The sequence below is a fragment of the Bradyrhizobium sp. SPXBL-02 genome, assembly GCF_051853065.1.
In the GTDB taxonomy this organism is placed as follows: Bacteria; Pseudomonadota; Alphaproteobacteria; order Rhizobiales; family Xanthobacteraceae; genus Bradyrhizobium.
Genome location: NZ_CP182474.1, coordinates 6,097,180 through 6,113,434, shown reverse-complemented (window position 1 = coordinate 6,113,434; position 16,255 = coordinate 6,097,180). Strand labels below are relative to the sequence as shown.

Below are 16,255 nucleotides of genomic sequence, written 5' to 3'. Positions count from 1 at the left end.
GAACCCTGGCGGGATGTCACGTAGGACATGATCGAGCATCACAAATGCTCCCTCCGGACTTACGGGCCTATTTTGGCTGACCTCCGGGCGCGAATGGCGCGCGGGGATAGAGTTCAACTCAGCGCCTTCCTCCAAACGCCTACGCAGCCTCTTCATCCGGATGAAGGTCCTTGTCAGCAAGCCTCGCGCCATTGGCGGAGATCGGCAATTGTCCGGAAACAAAGACAAAAGCACCGGCTCTCACCGCATGACTGTCGTACCCACCTGGGGCCGCCACTCCGTGAGGTTCTAGGCAGGCAATGTCACCAGCCATTAAACCTCCGCCATCTTTCAATGCCGTTTTCCGTGGCGGCATGATATTCGGAGAATTGTGCTCCGGTAGCACAGGCGTGATTCGGGAGTATTCGAAGTCGTGTGCCAATCGGAAAGCAATTTTCAAGAGAGATGACAGGACCGTTTCTTACGGCAAGGATTCCGTGTTCCTGATTTGCTGCGATCATCACCAAGTCTTCCTTGAGCGGGCGCCCCTCTAAATCGCATGCGATCCCGTATCCGTAATCACGGCGCTGACGAGCAGTGCCGCGGTCTCGGCTCATCGCCATCCATCCGGCGTCGACGATAATCCAGCCTTTCTCCGACTGATGGCCGACCACGCTCGTCAGCACGGACAGGGCGATATCGTCGAACGCGCAGACGCCGACATTCGTCATGAATAGATCGAAGAACACGTACACGCCGCAGCGCACTTCCGTAACGCCGTCCAAGGCGCGGGCGGACAGCGCTGTCGGGGTCGATCCGACGCTCACGACCGGGCATGGAAGGCCGGCAGCGCGAAGCCGTTCGGCCGCGCGAACGCTCAAGGCACGCTCCTGCTCCGCCAACCGCTCCAGGGCCCCGGGCTCGTCGAGCTCATAGGAGTTTCCGGCATGAGTCAGCACGCCGCGAAGTGTGGCGCCGCCGGTGTGAAGAATGCGGCCGATCTCGATGAGACGCTCATCCTCGGGGCCTACACCCGAGCGGTGTCCGTCAGTGTCGACCTCGATCAGGACGTGGAAAGGATCGCGATGGGACTGCGCCTCGACGACGGCTTGCGCAGCCTCGACCGAGTCGACCAGAATTTTGAGGCGGCAGCCTCGATCACGCAGTCGCTGGGCCCGGCGGAGCCGGTGCGGCGCGATGCAGACCGCGTAGAGGATGTCGTCGTAGCCCGCAGCAAAAAACTCCTCGGCTTCGCGCAGGGTCGAGACGGTGATGCCGTTCGAGCCCGCGGCGCGCTGCCTGTCCGCAACGGCGAAGCATTTGGTCGTCTTGACGTGGGGACGGAAGCTGACGTCCAAGGCGTTCATCCGGTCCTGCATGCGGGCGATATTACGCTGCATGCGCACGACGTCGACGATGGCAGCGGGCGTTTCGATGTCGGAAAAAGATGTCATGCTTAGTCCAGATATTCGCCCTTGGCGCGCAGCACTGGCACGTCGTGCTCCAGCCCTTGGGCGATCAGCGCGCTGACGGCACCGGGCTCGAGATCCGCTCCCCTTGGCAGTTCGACACCCACCGCTGTCATTTGCCGCATGACATCCGGGTCGACGAGTGCTGCGCGCAAGGCGTCGTTTAATTTCTGACGCACCGGAACGGGCGTTCCCCTTCGCACGAAGATCGCGTTCCAGGAGCGGAGTTTCACGCCCGGATAGCCGGCCTCTGCCGTAGTGGATATTTGAGGCGCCTGCGGCAGGGGCTGATCACTCAGCGCTGCGATGGCCTTGATCGTTCCGCCGAGCACTTGAGGTAGCGCTGTGGTGGTCTGGTCACACATGAAGTCCACGTGACCACCCATGAGGTCGTTCATCGCTGGGGCAATGCCGCGATATGGAACATGGGTGATGCTCAGTTTCAGGTTTGACAGCAGCAGAACGCAGGCATAGTGCGAAATCGATCCGACGCCAGCGCTGCCATAGGTGAGTTTCTCGCCGTTGGCACGGGCATAGGTGACGAACTCATGTAGATTGGATGCCGGCAGGTCCATCTTCGCGACAAGAAGTGTGGAAGCCATCCCAGCGAGGCCCACAGGCTCGAAGTCCGCGATTGGGTCGTATGGAAGGCGTTTGTAGAACGCGACATTCGCGACATGTGTGCCGATGGTGCCAAATCCGAGCGAGTATCCATCCGCAGGCGCCTTTAGCAATTTGGTTAGGCCGATGGTGCCGCTAGCGCCGCCAATATTTTCTACGATGATAGACTGCTTCAAGTGGGTGGCCATGGCTTGAGCCACCGCCCGGCCAAGTGCATCGCTCGGGCCACCGGCTGGAAACGGAACGATCAGCGTCAATTGCCTCTCGGGAAACTCCTGAGCCGTTGCCGCAGAGATGCTCAATCCGACCGCGAACATGGCAGCCAACGTGCGAGATATCATCATGAAAAGTCCTCCAGCCACGGAACGAGGTCATCGAGGTTCGGAGATTCTCTCTCGGCTGCCGGGGCGCCCTCCGGACGAGCCAAGCCCACGCGATTGTGCCAGTAGGTGCGCAGCCCGACGGCTGAGGTGCCGATGAGGTCGTAGCCGGAGCCTGCGACAAACGCTGCGTCCGCAGCCGACACGCCCAGCATGTCCAACGCAAGACGATAGGGGCGGGTGTCGGGCTTATAGAATCCGGCCTCTTCCGCGGTGATCACGACATCCCATTGTGTGCGGAGGCGGGCGGCGGCCATTCGTCCAAGGCGCGTCGAGCAATTGGTGACGACTGCCAGGCGCGCGCGTCCGGCCAACTGGTCTAGCGCAACCTGCGCGCCGCTCCAGACCGGGAGGGACATCCAATTTGCTTCGAGGGCGTCTGCCGCCGACGGAGCGAGACCAGTTGCGCGCGCAGCCTGGCGGACCAGATCCTCATACGGAACATAACTACCGCAACCATAGGTCATGCGGAGATACTCGGCCCTCCAGGCTCGGCCCGACGCTTCGGATCCGGCGGAGGCATTCCAGACGCTCCAGGAATCGAGGAGCGCCGTGAGAAGATCGAAAAGAACGGCGCGGGGCATGGTCATTGTCAAACTTCTATCACTTCGGTGATCAGTTGTGTTTAAGTATGATTATCTCATCCTTTCAGGAAAATTGAATGATTGCGCTTGAGGATTTTCGATTTGTGGTAGCCCTGAGCCGAACCGGCTCGCTTAGCGGGGCGGCGAGGGCGCTCGATGTCACGCCGCCGGCGCTTTCCATGCGATTGAAAAAGCTGGAGGCCGTTCTCGGAATCAATCTTGTCGTCCGCAACTCCCGAGGCCTGCGCTTCACGCCGGAAGGCGAACGGCTCGTTCATGAAGCCCAGTCCCTGTTGGCGCGTATCGATGATCTAGGGAACAGTCTCAGCGGTGGCGCATTTGCCGGCCCCCTACGGGTTGTCGCGCCCTTTGGCTTTGGCAGGATTCATGTCGCGCCCGTCATGGCGGCATTCATTCGCGACTACCCACAGGTGCGTGCGACGCTGGATCTTTCCGAAACCCCCTGGAACAGCAATGTCGAAGCTGACGTCGTCATCCATATCGGGACAGTCCGGGATTCCTCGTGGATTGCTCACCTTCTTGCCCGCAACGCGCGCTGGGTGTGCGCCAGTCCCGGCTATCTTCGACGACGCGGAACGCCGTCACATCCCCGCGACCTGGCGCAGCATGCATGTCTCTCCGTTCGCGAAAACGAAGAGGACGTGACGCTTTGGCGCTACAGGAATAGCCACGCATCATCCCGGCGATCAGAAGCGCTTCGAATAACTCCGGCACTCACCAGCAACAATGGTGAGGTTGTTCGCGAGTGGGCTATTGCAGGGTTGGGCATCGCACTCAGGTCCGAATGGGACGTGGCGCCATCGGTTAAGAAGGGCGAACTGCGTCGGCTGTTTCGTGAATATGAATTCGAAGGCGCCGATATTCTGGCTTTGGTGCCAACGCGTCGCGGGGTCTCAGCCCGTGTCTCGCATTTTGTTGAAAGCCTGAAAACCCGCTTTCAACCGAGGCCGCCTTGGCGAAGTATTTGACGTGCAGCGCTCGAAGCCTTGCTGACGGTTCGGCCGAGCGATTTGGCCCTTGCCGTGGGGACACGTCCAGCAATGTCCGCTATCAGCGCGAGAGAGCGGGTCATGACCCGGAGCCGGGCCGTGGCGGGACAGCGGCGCGGCCGTGATTGGCCGCGCCGCTGTGATCTTGCGATGGAAGGGCCCCTAGTCTTCGTAGGGTGCGTAGGCTGATGTGCCCCAGCGGGGCTCGTCATATCCGTAGCCCGGGCCCTGATAGCCGTAGGTGTTGGTGGGGTGCCAACCGCCGATGCGCTGGCATTGGCCGACGCCGGCCATCAACTGGCCGCCGCTCATCGCCGGGCCGGCGGCGCCGACAGCTTCTCCACTAGGTGTCGTGCACCAGCCGGGACCGCGTCCCGCAGCGAGGCTGGGGCTTGCAGTTGCGAGCGGCAAAATCGCGGCAAGAGTTGCGGCGACGCTCACGAGTTTCGTACGTGTCATGGTTGTCTCCATGTTCGGGTTCAACGGGGGACCAATCCCTCCTGCCGCGAGACGTTCCGCGCGGAACGGTCGCGATGTCGCGAGCAAAAGGGTTTCCTCGGGTTTCCCGGAACGCGGTGATTCCATTCATGTGAGCGCGTCATCGCGAGCGTGCATCATCATCTGCGCGCGACCAGCACACCCACCAGGAAGGCCACCAGCAGCGACGGCAGCGGGGCGTCACGCACCATGCCGCGGACCACGTCTTGCCAGTGCTGCTCCGGCACCAGTTTCGGCGATCGCACGTTTGGCGCGGGCTCGATGGCCCAGCTGGATGCGAGTTCGGCGATTTCGCTCTGCGCGAGGCGCACGCCGTCGCGGACGCGAAAGATTGCGGCCTCGGATCGCTCGCGCGGCGCGAGCAGCATCAAGGTCTCGACGGCCGTGCGCAGCGTCATCTCGCCGTAGCCTTGCAGCCTGACCTGCTCCTCGGGATCGGACGTCATGCGAAATCCCTCACAAGCCAAATTCTTCATAACGCGAAAGGGCGCGCGATGGTGAAGACGCCGCCGCGCACAGGACCAGCATGGATACCGCGCCGGCCACGCCGCGCGCGAGATAGGCGCGCGTCGGGTGCCTGCTCATGATCTCGCTCCATGCTTTGCATGGAAATGGCCGCCGCCGCGCTTGGTTCCCCCTGGCGCGGCGCGAATCGGTAGGCCTGGTTATTTCCGCAGCAGCTCGCTCAAGGCCGCCGTCGCCTCGGCGCAGCGGATGTCGTCGATCTCGCGCGACAGGCTGAGCGCGCTCGATCTCAGCTCCTCAAGCTTCCAATTCTCCGGATTCTGGTTTTCGAGTTGGCTGAGACGCTTGTTCAGATCGTCCAGCCTGGATTGGAGCTGCCCGATGCTGGCGGCCCCATTCACTTTCCAAACGCGTTGTGCACGCATCGTCTTCCCCTGATAGTCTCACGGCCTTGTGAGAGCGGTTCGTGGCCGGAATGGGAGTTTGTTTTGTCCAGCTTCAGACGGTGGGGAACCGTTGCAGATCGGCAACGAAATTCCCGTCCAGGGTGCTCACCCAGCGCCGCAAGATGATACCCGCAGGCACGGAATTTGATTGTGCCCTCGGCACGGAGGGCCGAGGCGGCCTGTGCGCGCGGTGCGCCGCCCGATAGGCTCGGGCCCGGTGCACTCGAAAAAGATGGGGAATGACGCGTGGCGAGAATTATGACCATCGCAGCCGGCCAGCTCGGACCGATCGCGAAGAGCGAGACCAGGACCGCGGTGGTGGCGCGGCTGATGGCGTTGATGCGCGAGGCACGGGCTTCCGGCTGCGATCTGATCGTCTATCCCGAGCTGGCGCTGACCACGTTTTTCCCGCGCTGGTACTTCGAGGACCAGGCCGAGATCGACAGCTTCTTCGAGCGCGAGATGCCGGGCTCCGAGACGCAGGCGCTGTTCGATCTCGCGCGCGAGCTCGGCATCGGCTTTTGCCTCGGCTACGCCGAGCTGACCGTCGAGGCCGGGATCCTCAGGCGCTACAACACGTCCATCCTTGTCGACAAGAGCGGCGCGATCGTCCTGAAATATCGCAAGGTGCATCTGCCCGGCCATGCCGAGCACGAGCCCTGGCGCGAATTCCAGCACCTGGAGAAGCGCTATTTCGAGCCCGGCAGCGGCTTCGGCGTGGTCGATGCCTTCGGCGGCGTGATGGGCATGGCGATCTGCAACGATCGCCGCTGGAGCGAGACCTATCGCGTCATGGGGCTGCAGGGCGTCGAGATGGTGCTGATCGGCTACAACACGCCGGTGCACAATCCGCCCGCGCCGGAGCATGACGATCTCTCGCTGTTCCACAATCACCTGGTGATGCAGGCCGGCGCCTATCAGAACGGCACCTTCGTGGTCGGCGTCGCCAAGGCCGGCAACGAGGAAGGCGTCGATCACATCGGCGGCAGCTGCGTCATTGCGCCCTCGGGCGAGATCATCGCGGCCTGCACCACCAAGGGCGACGAGATCGCGCTGGCGCGCTGCGATCTCGATCTCTGCAACTCCTACAAGCGCACCACCTTCAATTTCGACGTCCACCGCCAGCCGCGGGCCTACCGCATGATCGTCGAACGGAAGGGCGTGACGACGATGGCGGATGGCACGCCGGTGAAGGGGTGATGCTGCCGTGGCCCGGATGGAGCGACAGCGTAATCCGGGGCCGCTCGCCGGTTCATGGACGCGTAGGATGGTAGAGCCCTTGCGAAACCCATCATGCTTCGGCGAGGAGGATGCGTGACGGGTTTCGCTTCGCTCTACCCATCCTACGAGAGCCGTTCAGAGAACTGCGGTGCTGCCACACTCCGTCATTGCGAGCGCAGCGAAGCAATCCAGAGTCTCTCCGCGGCGGTAGTCTGGATTGCTTCGCTGCGCTCGCAATGACGAGGAGGAGAGTGTGCGCACCATACTTCGCTCTTGCGAAGCATCGTCCGGTGCGGTGCGCTGCAGAGCCGGGCCCATCTATCCGCACCGCGCCGTGACGTCACCATCATGTCCCCCTTCACAACCACGTGTCTTTATTCGGAAACGTTCATTCCCTATTATCCCGCAATGCAAAACACCGCCCGCCGCTCCCGGCCTGCCGCACGTCCGCCCGGCCGCCCCCGGGAATTCGACATGGACACCGCGCTCGACCGCGCCGTGCGCGTGTTTCGCGAGCGCGGCTATCATGCCACCTCGATCGGCGAGCTCACCGCGGCGATGCGGCTCGCCACGGGAAGCATCTACAAGGCGTTTCGCGACAAGCATGCGGTGTTCCTCGCCGCCTTCGAGCGCTACGCGGCGCTGCGCCAGGAGCAGACCCGCAGCGCGGCGGCGCGCGGCGCGAACGGCCGCGAGCGCATCCGTCACCTGCTGCTGTCCTATGTCGAGCATTCCCGGGGTAGCGAGGGGCGGCGCGGCTGCCTGGTCGTCGGCAGTGCCGTCGAGCTCTCCGCGGTCGATTCGGTCGTCGGCGCCCGCGTCAATGCGCAGCTCGAGCGCAACGAAAGCTTCATCGCCGGCCTCATTCGCGAGGGCCAGGCCGACGGCTCGATTCCCCGCCACGTCGCGGCCGATGACACCGCACGGCTGATGATCTGCATCACGCAAGGCCTGCGCGTCGTCGGCAAGGCCCGCGTGCCGCTCGAAGGCGAGCGCCTGGTCGGCGTCGCCATGAAGCTGCTCGCCTGAATTTATCGTCATAATAGGGAATGATCATTCCCTATTAATATCTGGAGTCGATGCGAATGACCATGAATGCCACGATCGAGACCGCGCCCGGGCCGGATGCGGTGTCGCAGCGCCTGACCTTCGTGCTCGCCGCGGCCTGTGGCATGGTCGCCGCCAACATCTATTATGCGCAGCCGCTGATCGCCCCGATCAGCGCCGCGCTCGGCCTGTCGCATGCAGCTAGCGGGCTGATCGTGACCATGACGCAGATCGGCTACGGCACCGGGCTGCTGCTGATCGTGCCGCTCGGCGATCTCGTCGAAAACCGCGCGTTGATCTGTTCGGTGATCATGCTCGGCGCCGCGGCGCTCGTCGCCGCCGCGTTCGCAACCCATGCGCTGCCGTTCCTGCTCGCGGCGCTGTTCATCGGCCTCGGCTCGGTCGCGGTGCAGATCATCATCCCCTATGCGGCGCATCTGGCGCCCGAAGCCATCCGCGGCCGCGTCGTCGGCAACGTCTCGACCGGCCTGATGCTCGGCATCATGCTGGCGCGTCCGGTGTCGAGCTTCGTCACCGCCTTGCTGTCGTGGCACGCGGTGTTCTTCGCCTCCGCCGCGCTGATGATCGTGCTCGCGGCCGTGCTCTGGATGACGCTGCCGAAGCGCAAGCCGGTCACGCGGATGCATTACGGCCAATTGCTGCTGTCGATGCCGCATCTGGTGCGGGCCACGCCGCTGCTGCGGCGGCGCGCGCTCTACCAGGCGAGCCTGTTCGGCGCCTTCACCCTGTTCTGGACGGTGGCGCCGCTCCAGCTCGCCGGCGAGTTCGGCTTCTCCCAGCGCGGCATCGCGCTGTTCGCGCTGGCCGGCGTCGCCGGTGTGTTCGCCGCGCCGATCGCCGGGCGCCTCGCCGACCGCGGCCATAGCCGCATCGCGACGCTGATTGCGATGCTGCTCACGGCCGCCGGCTTCCTCGTGACCGCCATCGGCGCGCCCGGCTCGATGCTGAACCTCGCCTGTCTGGTGGTCGCCGCGATTGCGATCGATATCGGTGTCCAGGGCAACGTGGTGCTGGGTTTCCGCGCCATCTTCGCGCTCGGCCATGAGCACCGCAGTCGCCTCAATGGTCTCTACATGGCGACGTTCTTCGCCGCCGGCGCGGCCGGCTCCGCAGTCGGAGCCTGGGCGTTCGCACAGGGCGGCTGGATGCTCGCATCGGCCATTGGCCTTGCTTTGCCAGTCGCGGGGTTGCTCTACGCGGTGACCGAGTAGCGGCCGGTCGCCGGGATGGCGCTATGCGAGCCGTTCACCAACCGCGCGATGAGGCAATTTCCATCTCGCGGATGGGTTGCGGTTGTAGTACTTTCGTCGCAAACGCACCTGGTTAACGGGCGGCAGGGGGAGGCTGATGAAGCGTGCGGGGCTGTTTGGCGTACCGCGGGTACGGCCATGGTCGTGGCAGGCGTTTCTGCTCGGATTGGCCGTCGTCGCGATGTCGGCCGTGCTTCAGGGTATCTGCGTCGTGCTCGGCGCAAAGTTCTATTTCGCAGCATTCCTGCCCGGCCTGTTCGTGCTTGCGCTCATGACGGGCGCACCGGCGGCGGCGTTGGCCGCGCTGCTCACGGTGCCGCTGGTGTGGTGGGCGTTCATCCCGCCCTTTTTCGAGTTCAACGCACTGACCAGCGCGAATGCCGATTCCATCAACCTGTTCTGTCTTCTCGCAGTCCTCCTGATCGGCCTTGCCGATCTCTGCCGCGCCACGATGACGATCGTCAGAAGCGGTGGGCTGAAGCCCTCGGGCGAGAGCGCGGCAACGAATCCGTAATAGATCGCGCCGCGCGCGTTGCGGCTGCGCAACAGTCCGGCAACCATCCGCGGACTTGCCGCGCGCCGCTAACTTTTCGAAAAAGATTTGGCCGCAGTTTCTCCCGCGGGAATGACGAGGGAGTTTTCGGACATGAACGGTCACGCCATCTTGGAGAACGTGCGCCGCTACCGCGGCATCGCATCGCTCTATCGCCAGACCGCAGCATTCCGCCCAGGCCAGAGCTGGTCGCTGCTGGAGCAGGCGAGGGAGTGGGAAGCGCGGGCGCTGTCGGAGCTTGAAGCCTATTTCGCCTCGCGCTCGGACCATGCCGTCCCGCTCGCGGCGTGATCGTTAACAACCTGCGCGGCCGTGAACCGGCGCGCCGCAGGCAAGATCCCTCACGGGGCGATTACGGAGTTGTCTCCGCGCCCTTCTGTGCTAGCAACGGGCCGATCGAAATCTACTTCACGACGGCCGGGGCAAAAGATGACCACGTTCAACCGCATCTTCACGACGGAGCGCCTGCTCCAGATCATCGTGGTGCTGGCGGCGACCCTTGCCATGAAGCTGTTGAGCTGAGCGCCGGCCGGCTACCGCCCGCCGAGTTCGGGCACGTCGGGCAGATAATTCGAGCCTTCCGAGCCGAGAAAATCGAACATCGCCTGCGCCGGCGGCAGCAGCACCTTGTCGCTGCGGCGGATCACGTACCATTGCCGGACGATCGGCAGGCCTGCGACGTCGAGCACGACCAGCCGGCCCTCGGCGAGCTCATGCGCCACGGTGTGGGCCGAGATGAAGGCGATGCCGAGCCCGGCGATCACCGCCTGCTTGATGGTCTCGTTGCTGCTCATCTCCATGCCGATGATCGGCTCGAGATCGGACTTCTGGAACATGCCCTCCATCAGCGTCCGCGTGCCCGAGCCGGGCTCGCGGGTGAGGAAGGTCTCGTGCACGAGGTCGGTCAGGCTGAGGCCGGAATCCTTCTCCAGCCAATGCCCCTTGCGCGCGACGATGACGTGCGGGTTGCGCCCGAGCTGGCGGACGTCGACGGTGACGTCGGCCGGCGGCCGACCCATCACCGCGAAGTCGAGGTCGTAGCCGTGCATGGCCTCGCGGATCTCCTCGCGATTGCCGATGGTGAGCTTGATCTCGATCTTGGGGTAGCGCTTGGAGAACGCCGCGATCGCATGCGGCACGAAATACTTGGCCGTCGAGACCGCACCGAGATGCACCGTGCCGCCGGTCCGCCCCGCGAGCAGGTCGAGCGCGCCCTGGCAATCCGTGATCGCGGCCTCGACTCGTTCGGCCAGCGCCAGCACTTCCTTGCCCGCCTCGGTCAGCAGCATGCCGTCGCCGGTCCGCTGCACCAGCGGCAGGCCGGCGAGGTCCTGAAGCTGCCGCAGCTGCTGGGTCACGGCCGGCTGGGTCAGCCCGAGATGGCCGGACGCCGCCGTCACGCTGCCCTTGGCCGACAACGCCGCGAGCGAGCGCAGCTGCCGGATCGTCAAATGCCGGAGCTGGGCCGCCGCATGGCCGGGACCATTATAAGAAAATTCTTTGAGGCTCATTATGAATAGAAATTTTCCTTATTAAGCCGCCGCTGTCAATCTCCTGATGCCGGGACTGACCGCACCGACTCCAGAGTGGAGGGAACGGATGCGGCACCGGCCCAGGGGATGGACGCAGATGACCGGGCAATTCAGGCTGGACGACCACCTTCAACGGTATTCCGAGACCGCACCTCACGCGCTCGCGGTGGCCGGCGCCGTCGACGCCATCGCGGCGGCGGCGATCGAGATTGCCGGTCTCATCGCCAGCGGCGATCTCGCCGACGCCTCGGGCCTCACCACCGGGCGCAACAGCGACGGCGATCTCCAACGCGACCTCGACGTCCAGGCGGACGCGATCCTGCGCCGCTGCCTCGGCCGGCTGCCGATCGCCGCGCTGGCGTCGGAGGAGATGCGCGAGGCCCAGATCGTCGATCGTCAGGGGTGCATCTGCATCGCGATCGATCCGCTCGATGGCTCCTCCAACATCGACATCAACATGACCGTCGGCACGATCTTCTCGATCCTGCCGGCCCCCGATGATCTCTCACTGGCCTTCCATCAGCGCGGCTCGGCGCAGCTTGCGGCGGGCTTCGTCACCTACGGCCCGCAGACCTCGCTGGTGCTGACGCTCGGCGAAGGCGTCGACATCTTCACGCTCGATCGCAAGGCGGGCTGCTTCCGCCTCGCGCGCAGCGCCGTGCAGATCGTCGAAGCCTGCGAGGAGTTCGCGATCAACGCCTCGAACCGCCGGCACTGGGATCCGCCGGTGCGCGCCTTCATCGACGAATGCCTCGCCGGCGTCGACGGGCCCGCGAACCACGATTTCAACATGCGCTGGATCGGCTCGCTGGTCGCGGAGGCCTATCGCATCCTCACCCGCGGCGGCGTGTTCCTGTATCCCTCCGATGCGCGTCCCGGCTACGGCGACGGCCGTCTGCGCCTGACCTACGAGGCGCATCCGGTGGCCATGATCATCGAGCAGGCCGGCGGCTCGGCCTCGACCGGGCGCGAACGCATCCTCGATCTATCGGCTCAGAGCCTGCACCAGCGCGTCCCGCTGATCATGGGCTCGAGCAACGAGGTGCGGCGCGTCGAGGAGCTGCATTGCGATCCGCTGCTGGTCGCCAGCGTCTCGGCGCCGCTGTTCGCGCGGCGCGGATTCTTCCGGCTCTGAGCGAGGTCACGCCATGTCCAGGAAACATCCGATCATCTCGATCACCGGCTCCTCCGGCGCCGGCACCACCTCGGTCAAGAAGACCTTCGAGCAGATCTTCTTCCGCGAGAAGGTCAATGCCGCCTACATCGAGGGCGACGCCTTCCATCGCTACGACCGCGCCGAGATGCGTGCGCAGATGGCGAAGGAGGCCGAGCGCGGCAACAAGCACTTCAGCCATTTCAGCCCCGAGACCAATTTGTTCGAGGAGCTTGAGCGCGCCTTCCGCGACTATGGCGAGACCGGCACCGCGGTGACGCGCCACTACGTCCACGACGCCGAGGAATCGGCGCTGCATGGCGCGGCACCCGGCACCTTCACCGACTGGAAGCAGCTGCCGGAGAACTCCGACCTGTTGTTCTACGAAGGCCTGCACGGCGCGGTGGTCACCGACAAGGTCAACGTCGCGCGCTATGCCGACCTCAAGATCGGCGTCGTGCCCGTCATCAATCTCGAATGGATCCAGAAGCTGCACCGCGACCGCAGCGCGCGGGGCTATTCGACCGAGGCCGTCACCGACACGATTTTGCGGCGGATGCCTGACTACATCCACTACATCTGTCCGCAATTCACCGAGACCGACATCAACTTCCAGCGGGTGCCGACGGTCGATACCTCCAATCCGTTCATCGCGCGCTGGATCCCGACGCCTGATGAATCGATGGTGGTGATCCGCTTCAAGAACCCGCGCGGTATCGACTTCCCCTATCTGCTCTCGATGCTGCCGCAGAGCTGGATGTCCCGCGCCAATTCAATCGTGTGCCCCGGCGCCAAGCTCGACCTCGCGATGCAGCTGATCCTGACGCCGCTGATCATGCAGCTGATCGAGCGCAAGCGCAGCCTGAAGTGAACAGGGAGAGACTCCGATGAACATCTCCGTCCACGCCGAAGCCGACCTCAATGCGGTCACGCACAACGATCTCGCCAATGCCGTCCGCTTCCTTGCGGTCGACGCCATCGAGGCAGCGCAGTCTGGCCATCCCGGGCTGCCCATGGGCATGGCCGACGTCGCAACCGTGCTGTTCTCGCGTTTCCTGAAATTCGACTCCGCGCACCCCAACTGGCCGGACCGCGACCGCTTCGTGCTGTCGGCGGGGCACGGCTCGATGCTGCTCTATGCGCTGCTGCATCTCACCGGCGGCGATGTCAGCCTCGACGACATCAAGGCCTTCCGCCAATGGGGCTCGAAGACGCCGGGCCATCCCGAGTATGGCCACACGCCTGGTGTCGAGACCACGACCGGACCGCTGGGCCAGGGCATTGCGACCGCGGTCGGCATGGCGCTTGCCGAGCGCATGGCGAATGCGCGGCATGGCGATGGCCTCGTCGATCACTTCACCTATGTCATCGCGGGCGACGGCTGCCTGATGGAGGGCATCAGCCAGGAGGCGATCTCGCTTGCCGGCCATCTCGGGCTCGGTCGGCTGATCGTGCTGTTCGACGACAACGGCATCTCTATTGACGGGCCGACCTCGCTGGCGACGTCGGACGACCAGCTCGCGCGCTTCGCCGCCTCCGGCTGGTCGGTGCGCCGCGTCGACGGGCATGATCCCGAAGCGGTGGCGCAGGCGATTGCGGAGGAGCGGGGGACCGCAAAACCGTCGCTGATCGCCTGCCGCACCATCATCGGCTATGGCGCGCCTGATCGGCAGGGCACCGAGAAGGCGCACGGCGCGCCGCTCGGCACCGAGCAGACGGCAGCGGCGCGCCGGACTCTGGGTTGGGACTATCAGCCCTTCGTGGTGCCAATCCCGGTGCTCAAGGCGTGGCGGATGATCGGGCAGCGCGGGCAGGTCGACCGTCTCGCCTGGCTTGATCGTTACGAAAACGCCACGCCTGAGCAACGCGATCTGTTCGTAGAAGGCAAGGCCGTGGCGCTGCCGGCTTCGTATGCGCTGGCCGCGGCGAAATTGCGCGAGCGCTTCGCCAGCGAGCGGCCGAAGCTCGCAACGCGGCAGGCCTCGCAACAGGTGCTCGACGGCATTGCTGGAACGATAGCCGGCCTGATCGGCGGCTCCGCGGACCTCACTCATTCGAACCTGACGCACGCCAAGGCGCAAGCTCCGGTCAGGAGCGGTGCATTCACCGGCGACTACATCCACTATGGCATCCGCGAGCACGGCATGGCCGCCGCGATGAACGGCCTCGCGCTGCATGGCGGCTTCATCCCCTATGGCGGCACGTTCCTCGCGTTCTCCGACTACAGCCGGCCGGCGATCCGACTTGCCGCCCTGATGCGGCTGCGCGTCATCCATGTGATGACGCACGACTCCATCGGGCTCGGCGAGGATGGCCCGACGCATCAGCCGGTCGAACACCTTGCCGCGCTGCGGGTGATCCCGAACCTCCTGGTGTTCCGTCCTGCCGACGCGGTGGAGACGCTGGAAGCCTGGGACTGCGCACTCAGCTCCGAAAACCGTCCGTCCGTGCTGTGCCTGTCGCGGCAAGCGTTGCCGACCTTCCGCAGCGATGCGCGCGGCAGAAACCGCGTCGCGAACGGTGCCTATCTCGTCGTCTCGCCGGATGGCGGCCGCGACGTGACGTTGATCGCAACCGGCTCGGAAGTTTCCATCGCGCTGGAAGCTGCGCGTCTGCTCGCGACCGAGCACGTTCGCGCCGCCGTCGTCTCGGCACCGTGCTTCGCACTGTTCGAGGAACAGCCGGAGGACTACCGCGCCGCCGTGCTCGGCACCGCGCCGCGTGTCGGTATCGAGGCCGCTGTCGCCGGCGACTGGCATCGCTGGATCGGCGCTGACGGCGAATTCGTCGGCATGCGGGGCTTCGGCGCCTCGGCGCCGGCGCCGGTCCTGTACCGCGAATTCGGCATCACGCCGCAAAGCATTGCGGAAGCGGCCCGCCGGGCGATCGCCCGCAAGAGCCAATAAGGAGGACGACCCGTGGCCCGTATCACCCTTCGCCAATTGCTCGATCACGCTGCCAGCCACGGCTACGCCGTGCCGGCGTTCAACATCAACAACATGGAGCAGGGCATCGCGATCATGCAGGCGGCGGCTGCGGTCGATGCGCCCGTCATCATCCAGGCCTCGCGCGGCGCGCGCAGCTATGCCGGCGATCTCATGCTCTCGCACATGATCGACGCGCTGGAGCGGACCTATCCGGACATCCCGCTCTGCATGCACCAGGACCACGGCAATGACGAAGCGACCTGCGCCTCGGCCATCGCGCATGGCTTCACCTCGGTCATGATGGACGGCTCACTCAAGGCCGACGCCAAGACGGCGGCTGACTATGACTACAACGTCGCGATCACGCGCCGCGTCGTCGATCTCGCCCATTGGGTTGGCGCTTCCGTCGAAGGCGAGCTCGGCGTGCTCGGCTCGCTCGAGCACGGCGGCGGCGAGCAGGAGGATGGCCACGGCATCGAGGGCAAGGTCAGCCACGACCAGCTCTTGACCGATCCGGACCAGGCCGTCGACTTCGTCCGCGCGACGAAGGTCGATGCGCTGGCGATTGCGATGGGCACCTCGCACGGCGCCTACAAGTTCAGCCGCAAGCCCGATGGTGACATCCTGGCGATGCGGGTGGTCGAGGAGATTCACCGCCGGCTGCCGAATACGCATCTGGTCATGCACGGCTCCTCCTCGGTGCCGCAGCCGCTGCAGGACATGTTCAACCAGTTCGGTGGCGAGATGCCGCAGACCTGGGGCGTGCCGGTGGAGGAGATCGTTCGCGGCATCCGAAGCGGCGTGCGCAAGGTCAATATCGACACCGACTGCCGTCTCGCGATGACCGCCGTGTTCCGGAAAGTGGCCGCGGAAACGCGCTCCGAGTTCGATCCGCGCAAGTTCCTGAAGCCGGCGATGGACGCGATGCGCGAGCTTTGCCGCGAGCGGTTCGAGCAGTTCGGCACCGCGGGCCATGCCAGCAGGATCAAGGTGGTCCCGATGAGCGAGATGGCGCGGCGCTATCGGGCGGGCGAATTGGACCCGCGCATCACCCGCGAGCCTGTTGCCGCTTAACCAATCAGCAAGAAGAGTGAAAAGA

The 16,255-nt window shown here is 64.8% G+C and carries 18 protein-coding genes; 10 read left to right on the top strand and 8 right to left on the bottom strand.

All coding sequences use genetic code 11. The annotated features are described in order from the left end of the window. Window positions 1–302: 302 nt before the first annotated feature. The 3 genes from ACNJYD_RS28580 to ACNJYD_RS28570 are packed head-to-tail and all read right to left on the bottom strand — an operon-like array spanning window position 303 to window position 3,039. Window positions 303–1,433, bottom strand: a complete 1,131-nt coding sequence (locus ACNJYD_RS28580; protein WP_439363985.1) for a DSD1 family PLP-dependent enzyme — start codon at window positions 1,431–1,433, stop codon at window positions 303–305. 2 nt (window positions 1,434–1,435) lie between these two features. After that, a complete protein-coding gene (locus ACNJYD_RS28575) occupies window positions 1,436–2,413 on the bottom strand; it encodes a tripartite tricarboxylate transporter substrate-binding protein (protein WP_439363983.1) in 978 nt (325 codons plus the stop codon). Next, window positions 2,410–3,039: an HAD-IA family hydrolase gene (locus ACNJYD_RS28570; protein ID WP_439363982.1), complete on the bottom strand. Its 630-nt coding sequence runs from the start codon at window positions 3,037–3,039 to the stop codon at window positions 2,410–2,412. Before ACNJYD_RS28570 ends, ACNJYD_RS28575 begins: the two co-directional genes overlap by 4 nt. A 71-nt stretch (window positions 3,040–3,110) precedes the next feature. Between ACNJYD_RS28570 and ACNJYD_RS28565 the strand changes: the two genes are divergently transcribed. After that, window positions 3,111–4,022 (top strand): LysR family transcriptional regulator, encoded by a 912-nt coding sequence (locus ACNJYD_RS28565; RefSeq protein ID WP_172787289.1) that lies wholly within the window; start codon window positions 3,111–3,113, stop codon window positions 4,020–4,022. 183 nt (window positions 4,023–4,205) lie between these two features. On the opposite strand, the gene ACNJYD_RS28560 is transcribed toward ACNJYD_RS28565, so the two are convergent. The 4 genes from ACNJYD_RS28560 to ACNJYD_RS28545 all read right to left on the bottom strand — a co-directional run bounded on the left by ACNJYD_RS28560 (window position 4,206) and on the right by ACNJYD_RS28545 (window position 5,431). Continuing rightward, window positions 4,206–4,502: a hypothetical protein gene (locus ACNJYD_RS28560; RefSeq protein WP_172787290.1), complete on the bottom strand. Its 297-nt coding sequence runs from the start codon at window positions 4,500–4,502 to the stop codon at window positions 4,206–4,208. Window positions 4,503–4,660: 158 nt separating this feature from the next. Further along, window positions 4,661–4,987 carry a hypothetical protein gene (locus tag ACNJYD_RS28555; protein WP_439363980.1) on the bottom strand — a complete coding sequence of 109 codons (327 nt, stop codon included), beginning with the start codon at window positions 4,985–4,987 and terminating at the stop codon, window positions 4,661–4,663. 10 nt (window positions 4,988–4,997) lie between these two features. Further along, a complete protein-coding gene (locus ACNJYD_RS28550; RefSeq protein WP_439363979.1) occupies window positions 4,998–5,126 on the bottom strand; it encodes a hypothetical protein in 129 nt (42 codons plus the stop codon). Between the two features lie 80 nt (window positions 5,127–5,206). Beyond that, the gene (locus ACNJYD_RS28545) at window positions 5,207–5,431 is read right to left on the bottom strand and encodes a hypothetical protein (RefSeq protein ID WP_018648745.1); all 225 of its coding nucleotides are present in this window, start codon (window positions 5,429–5,431) and stop codon (window positions 5,207–5,209) included. A 279-nt stretch (window positions 5,432–5,710) separates the two neighbouring features. On the opposite strand from ACNJYD_RS28545, the gene ACNJYD_RS28540 reads away from it, so the two are divergent. The 5 genes from ACNJYD_RS28540 (at window position 5,711) to ACNJYD_RS28520 (ending at window position 9,835) form a co-directional block, all read left to right on the top strand. Continuing rightward, window positions 5,711–6,652, top strand: a complete 942-nt coding sequence (locus ACNJYD_RS28540) for an N-carbamoyl-D-amino-acid hydrolase (RefSeq protein ID WP_439363978.1) — start codon at window positions 5,711–5,713, stop codon at window positions 6,650–6,652. 429 nt (window positions 6,653–7,081) lie between these two features. Continuing rightward, the gene (locus ACNJYD_RS28535) at window positions 7,082–7,702 is read left to right on the top strand and encodes a TetR/AcrR family transcriptional regulator (RefSeq protein ID WP_439367524.1); all 621 of its coding nucleotides are present in this window, start codon (window positions 7,082–7,084) and stop codon (window positions 7,700–7,702) included. 56 nt (window positions 7,703–7,758) lie between these two features. Next, window positions 7,759–8,952, top strand: a complete 1,194-nt coding sequence (locus ACNJYD_RS28530) for an MFS transporter (protein WP_439363976.1) — start codon at window positions 7,759–7,761, stop codon at window positions 8,950–8,952. 136 nt (window positions 8,953–9,088) lie between these two features. Then, window positions 9,089–9,505: a DUF4118 domain-containing protein gene (locus ACNJYD_RS28525; protein WP_260382643.1), complete on the top strand. Its 417-nt coding sequence runs from the start codon at window positions 9,089–9,091 to the stop codon at window positions 9,503–9,505. A 132-nt stretch (window positions 9,506–9,637) separates the two neighbouring features. Further along, on the top strand, window positions 9,638–9,835 hold the full coding sequence (locus tag ACNJYD_RS28520) for a hypothetical protein (protein WP_172787295.1): 198 nt from the start codon (window positions 9,638–9,640) through the stop codon (window positions 9,833–9,835). A gap of 242 nt (window positions 9,836–10,077) precedes the next feature. Here the strand turns inward: ACNJYD_RS28520 and ACNJYD_RS28515 are convergent, their stop codons facing one another. Continuing rightward, a complete protein-coding gene (locus ACNJYD_RS28515) occupies window positions 10,078–11,055 on the bottom strand; it encodes a LysR family transcriptional regulator (protein ID WP_172787296.1) in 978 nt (325 codons plus the stop codon). 118 nt (window positions 11,056–11,173) lie between these two features. On the opposite strand from ACNJYD_RS28515, the gene ACNJYD_RS28510 reads away from it, so the two are divergent. The 4 genes from ACNJYD_RS28510 to fba are packed head-to-tail and all read left to right on the top strand — an operon-like array spanning window position 11,174 to window position 16,230. Then, window positions 11,174–12,211 carry a class 1 fructose-bisphosphatase gene (locus ACNJYD_RS28510; RefSeq protein ID WP_439363975.1) on the top strand — a complete coding sequence of 346 codons (1,038 nt, stop codon included), beginning with the start codon at window positions 11,174–11,176 and terminating at the stop codon, window positions 12,209–12,211. Window positions 12,212–12,224: 13 nt separating this feature from the next. After that, window positions 12,225–13,100: a phosphoribulokinase gene (locus ACNJYD_RS28505; RefSeq protein ID WP_035716173.1), complete on the top strand. Its 876-nt coding sequence runs from the start codon at window positions 12,225–12,227 to the stop codon at window positions 13,098–13,100. Between the two features lie 16 nt (window positions 13,101–13,116). Then, complete coding sequence (gene tkt, locus ACNJYD_RS28500; protein WP_439363974.1) at window positions 13,117–15,135, top strand: transketolase; 2,019 nt, start codon at window positions 13,117–13,119, stop codon at window positions 15,133–15,135. A 12-nt stretch (window positions 15,136–15,147) separates the two neighbouring features. After that, window positions 15,148–16,230 (top strand): class II fructose-bisphosphate aldolase, encoded by a 1,083-nt coding sequence (fba, locus tag ACNJYD_RS28495; RefSeq protein WP_439363972.1) that lies wholly within the window; start codon window positions 15,148–15,150, stop codon window positions 16,228–16,230. Window positions 16,231–16,255: the final 25 nt, after the last annotated feature.